We start from the raw sequence: 5640 nt of genomic DNA on the forward strand, positions 1-5640 counted from the left end.
GGGGAGCCCGCAGAATTCGGAAAAAATCGTACGCTAAGGTTTTCCGGGCATCCGTAAGGGCCGAAACTTCCCGTCTTCCAGTCTGCGGCTCTGCCGCCAGACGTAATCGCCGGTTAGGTTGATGTGCTCCCAGCCCAGCGGCGACAGGAATTGCAGCAGCTCGCCGTCCACCGGCTTGCCGGCCTCGACCAACCCCTGGGTGGCGCGTTCCAGGTACACCGTGTTCCACAGCACGATAGCCGCCGTCACCAGGTTGAGGCCGCTGGCCCGGTAGCGCTGCTGCTCGAAGCTCCGATCCCTGATTTCCCCAAGGCGGTTGAAGAACACCGCCCTGGCCAGCGAGTTGCGCGCCTCACCTTTGTTCAGGCCGGCATGCACGCGGCGGCGCAGTTCAACACTTTGCAGCCAGTCCAGGATGAACAGCGTGCGCTCGATCCGGCCCAGCTCGCGCAGGGCCACGGCCAGTCCGTTCTGGCGCGGGTAGCTGCCGAGCTTGCGCAGCATCAGCGAGGCGGTGACGGTGCCCTGCTTGATCGAGCTGGCCAGGCGCAGGATGTCGTCCCAGTGGGCACGCACGTGCTTGATGTTCAGGGTGCCGCCGATCAGCGGGCGCAACGTCGGGTAGGCTTGCACGCCCTGCGGCACGTACAGCTTGGTTTCGCCGAGGTCGCGGATGCGCGGCGCGAAGCGGAAGCCTAGCAGGTGCATCAGGGCAAAGACGTGATCGGTGAAGCCGGCCGTGTCGGTGTAGTGCTCCTCGATCCGCAGGTCGGACTCGTGGTACAGCAGGCCGTCGAGCACATAGGTGGAATCGCGGACGCCGACATTCACCACGCGGGTGCTGAACGGCGCGTACTGGTCGGAGATATGGGTATAGAACAGCCGTCCCGGCTCGCTACCGTACTTCGGGTTGACGTGCCCGGTGCTCTCGCCCCGGCCACCCGCGCGGAAGCGCTGGCCATCGGAGGATGAGGTCGTGCCGTCGCCCCAGTGGGCGGCAAAGGCGTGGCGATACTGGTGGTTGACCAGCTCGGCCAAGGCCGCCGAATAGGTTTCGTCGCGGATGTGCCAGGCTTGCAGCCAGGACAGCTTGGCGTAGGTCAGGCCGGGGCTCGACTCGGCCATCTTGGTCAGCCCGAGGTTGATCGCATCACCGAGGATTGCGGACAGCAGCAACGTCCTGTCTTTGGCCTCGGCCCCGTCCTTCAAGTGGGTGAAGTGGCGGCTGAAGCCCGTCCAGTCGTCCACGTCCATCAGCAGTTCGGTGATCTTGATGCGCGGCAGTAACTGGCTGGTTTGGTCGATCAGCGCCTGCGCCCGATCCGGCACCGCCGCATCCAGCGGGGTGATTTTCAGCCCTGACTCGGTGAGGATGGCATCGGGCAGCTCGTTGTCCTTGGCCAGGCGGGTGACGGTGGCCAACTGCTCGTCCAGCAGCTGCAAACGCTCTTCCAGGTACTGGTCGCTGTTCGGGTTGATCGCCAGGGGCAGGGCCTGCTCGCGCTTGAGTGCGGCGAACTTCTCGGCCGGCAGCAGGTAGTCGTCGAAGTCGCGGAACTGCCGCGAGCCCTTGACCCAGATGTCGCCGGAGCGCAGGGCGTTCTTCAGCTCGGACAGGGCGCAGATTTCGTAGAATTTCCGGTCGAGGCCTTCCGGGGTGATCACCAGCGGCTTCCAGCGCGGCTTGATGAAGGCCGTGGGTGCATCGGCCGGCACCTTGCGCAGGTTGTCGGCGTTCATCTCACGCAGGGTCTGCACGGCTGCCAGCACGCCTTGCGCGGCCGGCGCGGCGCGCAGTTCCAGCACCTCCAGCAAGGCCGGCGTGTAACGGCGCAGGGTGGCGAAGTTCTCGCCGACCAGGTGCAGGTGGTCGAAGCCTTCCGGCCGGGCCAGCAGCTCGGCCTCGCTGACGCTCTCGGTGAACTCGTCCCAGGGAATCACCGCCTCGATGGCGGCATAGGGGTCGCTGCCGCTTTCCTTCGCTTCCAGCAGCGCCTGGCCGATCCTGGAGTACAGGCGCACCTTGTCGTTGATCGCCTTGCCCTGCTTCTGGAACTGCTGCTGATGCTTGTGCTTCGCGCCGCTGAACAGCTTGACCAGGATGCGGTCATGCAGATCGACCAGCTCATCGATCACGGTCGCGGTGCTCTCCAGCACCACGGCGGCCAGGGTCGCGTAGCGGCGCTGCGGCTCGAACTTACCGAGGTCTTTGGGCGTCATCTGCCCACCCTCGCGGGCCAGCTTGAGCAGGCGGTTCTGGTGGATGTGCCGGCCCAGGCCTTCGGGCAAGTCCACCAACTGAAATGTCTTCAGCCGCTCGATGTGTTCCAGCATGTGCCGAGAGTTGGGTTTCAGCGGTGCCTGGCGCAGCCAGGTCAACCAGGTGATGCTGCTGCCGGCCTTGAGCTTCAACAGCTCGTCCAGCTTGGCCCGATGCGAGTCCGTGAGTGGTTCGACCAGGGCGCGGTAGACCCGCCGATTGGCTCGCGCAATGGCTTCCGAGCAGGCCCGGTCAATCACGCTCAGCGCCGGCAGGATGCGTCGTTTCTGCCGTAGGCTCTCCAGGGCCTGACCGGCCAGCAGCAAGCCTTTGTCGGTCTGCTGGGCCAGCTCGGTTAGCTCGCGCACCAGGGCGCGGAAGTCGGACAGGCCGAACGGGGCCAGTTGCAGGTAGGTGCGCAGTTCCTGGGCATGCTCGCGACGGGTCACGTCGCGCTCGCCGTACTTTGCCCAGCTCGCCGGCTCGGCCTGGACTTGCTTCGCCACCCACAGGATGACCGGCTCGGGCAGCTCGCTGTCGGTTCCCAGCGCGTAACCGGGGTAGCGCAGCAGGCAGAGCTGCACGGCGAAGCCGAGGCGGTTGGCGTCGCCGCGTCGCTGGCGGATCAGCGACAGGTCGGAGTCGTTGAAGGTGTAGTAGCGGATCAGGTCATCCTGGCTTTCCGGCAGCGCAAGCAGGGTGTCCCGCTCCGTGGCCGAGAGGATCAAGCGACGCGGCATGTGTCAGTCGTCCGTGCGGAGGTACTGGTAGAGGGTTTCCCGGCTGATGTTGAACTCGCGGGCAAGCTGCGCCTTGGGCTCGCCGGCCGTCGCTCGCTGCCGCAGGGTAGCAGCCTGCTCATCGGACAGGGCTTTCTTGCGGCCCCGGTACGCGCCACGCTGCTTGGCCAAGGCGATGCCCTCACGCTGCCGCTCGCGGATCAGGGCGCGCTCGAACTCAGCGAAGGCCCCCATCACCGACAGCATCAGGTTGGCCATCGGCGAGTCCTCGCCAGTGAACACCAGGCCCTCCTTCAGGAACTCGATGCGCACGCCGCGCTGAGTCAGCTTCTGTACCAAGCGACGCAGGTCATCGAGGTTGCGGGCCAGCCGATCCATGCTGTGCACCACCACTGTATCGCCTTCGCGGACGAAGCTCAGCAGCGCTTCGAGCTGGGGGCGCTGGGTGTCCTTGCCCGATGCCTTGTCGGTGAACACCTTGCTCACCTGGGTTTGTTCCAGCTGGCGTTCCGGGTTCTGGTCAAAGCTGCTGACCCGGACGTAGCCGATGCGGTGCCCCTGCACGATGTCTCCTTGGTTGAAGGCGGCTTAAGTGCACTTTCTGTTCCGTTGTGCCTCAAAGCCCATTTCTGTCAGGCTGAAATCTATAACCTTCGCGGGCATGTGTCAAAAAATGGGAAAGCAGACTCTATTCTGACGAAGCGGCGCGGCCCTGCCTGACATCAAGTTAGGGTATAGCCTAGATTGACATGCGCGATGCAACCCTTAACTTGCTTGCACCTATCGTTTCCATGCTAGCTTTATCGTAACGCTCAAGAAATTGGGCTTAATGCCGAAAACAATAAAATAAAACAGCCAACCCTTGAGGTTCTTATGCGCCAGAATTTACCAGTGACGGGTCGAAACTTAGAACTCCCAAAAGATGCCAATATTCTTTCGACTACCTCCCCTCAAAGCCATATCACGTACGTTAATCCTGACTTCATTAAAATCAGTGGTTTCACTGAGGAAGAACTATTAGGCCAGCCTCACAACATCGTAAGACACCCAGATATGCCGCCTGCTGCATTTGAGCATATGTGGAGTACATTAAAATCTGGCCGCTCATGGATGGGGCTAGTAAAAAATCGCTGTAAAAATGGCGACCACTATTGGGTAAGTGCTTATGTAACGCCAATAGCTAAGAATGGTTCGATTGTTGAATACCAGTCTGTAAGGACCAAGCCTGAACCTGAGCAGGTTTTGGCTGCGGAAAAATTATATGCTCAATTGAGAAGCGGGAAGGCCGCGAGGCCGAAATTGGCTGCTAGCTTTTCCGTGAAAATACTCTTGCTCATATGGGGTAGTATTATATCAAGCGCAATGGCTGCCGGCATGCTTACTGATACATCAATAAGCAGCTTATTGTTAGCCACTTTAATGTCAGGAAGCTTAAGCTCTGTTAGTGTTTTGGCTATTCTCTCTCCTCTTGGAAGACTGGTTGAAAGAGCCAGGAATATTTCCAATAACCCATTAAGTCAATCCCTCTACACTGGGCGCACCGATGAGTTTGGCCAAATAGAGTTTGCTTTACGAATGATGCAAGCTGAAACAGGCGCCATAGTAGGTCGCATAGGTGATGCATCAAATCGGCTTAGCGAACACACCCGAGGCCTACTAAAGGATATTGAGTCAAGCAATGTACTTACAGTTGAGCAGCAGGCAGAGACAGATCAAATAGCAACGGCAGTAAACCAAATGGTGGCAAGCATTCAAGAGGTTGCGAGCAATGCACAGCATGCTGCAGATGCGGCCGGAAGAGCAGACACTGAGACGGCATCTGGCCAGCGTCTGGTAGCCCACACAAGCCAGTCAATCACTGCCCTTGAAGGTGAAATTAGGCAAGCCACTCAGGTTATTCATGAGCTTGAAGGTCAAAGTAACGAGATATCAAAAGTTCTTGACGTTATACGAGGGATCGCCGAGCAAACGAATTTGTTGGCACTCAACGCAGCAATTGAGGCCGCGCGTGCTGGTGAGCAGGGGCGTGGTTTTGCTGTTGTCGCCGATGAGGTTCGCAGTCTTGCTGCTCGCACACAGCAATCGACAACGGATATTCAAAGCATGATCAGCGCTCTACAAGAGCGAGCGCAATCCGCTGTTACAGTCATGGAGCAAAGTAGTCGGCAAGCGCACACGAGTGTAGCTCACGCAGAGGAAGCAGCTACAGCTCTTGATGGAATTGGCCAACGCGTTAACGAAATTACCGACATGAACGCGCAAATAGCGACTGCGGTCGAGCAGCAGGGAGCAGTAAGTGAAGACATAAACCGCAGTATTATCAATATACGCGATGCTGCTGATACCAATGTACAGACCGGGCAGAATAATTTGCAAAGTGCGAAATCTGTCGCTCAGTTAACTAGCGCTCTGAGCGAACTGGCAAAACAGTTTTGGGAAAAACGAGGATAACGCTTTTCAGTATCTCGACAGGGATAACTTACTTTACCATCGGTTATCCCTTTTAGCCGCACAAATTTTAGCCATGGCTTTTCAGGAAGTCAGGGCTATCAGAATGGCCTTAGAAAGCCTAGTCAAAGAGCTGTCACGAGAACACCGTTAGCTTAGCGTACGATTTTTTCCGAATTCTGCGGTTCCCCC

At 58.9% G+C, this 5640-nt stretch carries 3 protein-coding genes; 1 reads left to right on the plus strand and 2 read right to left on the minus strand.

Annotation, left to right across the window (positions count from 1 at the left end):
- Positions 1-33: 33 nt before the first annotated feature.
- A complete protein-coding gene (locus ACOTZP_RS23655; protein ID WP_001138014.1) occupies positions 34-3000 on the minus strand; it encodes a Tn3-like element TnAs1 family transposase in 2967 nt (988 codons plus the stop codon).
- Between the two features lie 3 nt (positions 3001-3003).
- Complete coding sequence (locus tag ACOTZP_RS23660) at positions 3004-3564, minus strand: recombinase family protein (RefSeq protein ID WP_001161490.1); 561 nt, start codon at positions 3562-3564, stop codon at positions 3004-3006.
- A 309-nt stretch (positions 3565-3873) separates the two neighbouring features.
- Between ACOTZP_RS23660 and ACOTZP_RS23665 the strand changes: the two genes are divergently transcribed.
- Entirely contained in the window at positions 3874-5451 is a 1578-nt protein-coding gene (locus ACOTZP_RS23665) for a methyl-accepting chemotaxis protein (RefSeq protein WP_001323889.1), read from the plus strand.
- Positions 5452-5640 lie beyond the last annotated feature (189 nt).

This window comes from Enterobacter cloacae complex sp. SYL001 (genome assembly GCF_049237025.1).
GTDB classification, from domain to species: domain Bacteria; phylum Pseudomonadota; class Gammaproteobacteria; order Enterobacterales; family Enterobacteriaceae; genus Enterobacter; species Enterobacter intestinihominis.

Coding starts and splice junctions, on each gene's coding strand:
- ACOTZP_RS23665 (WP_001323889.1), top strand. CDS start 3,874: ATGCGCCAGAATTTACCAGTGACGGGTCGAAACTTAGAACTCCCAAAA.
- ACOTZP_RS23655 (WP_001138014.1), bottom strand. CDS start 3,000: ATGCCGCGTCGCTTGATCCTCTCGGCCACGGAGCGGGACACCCTGCTT.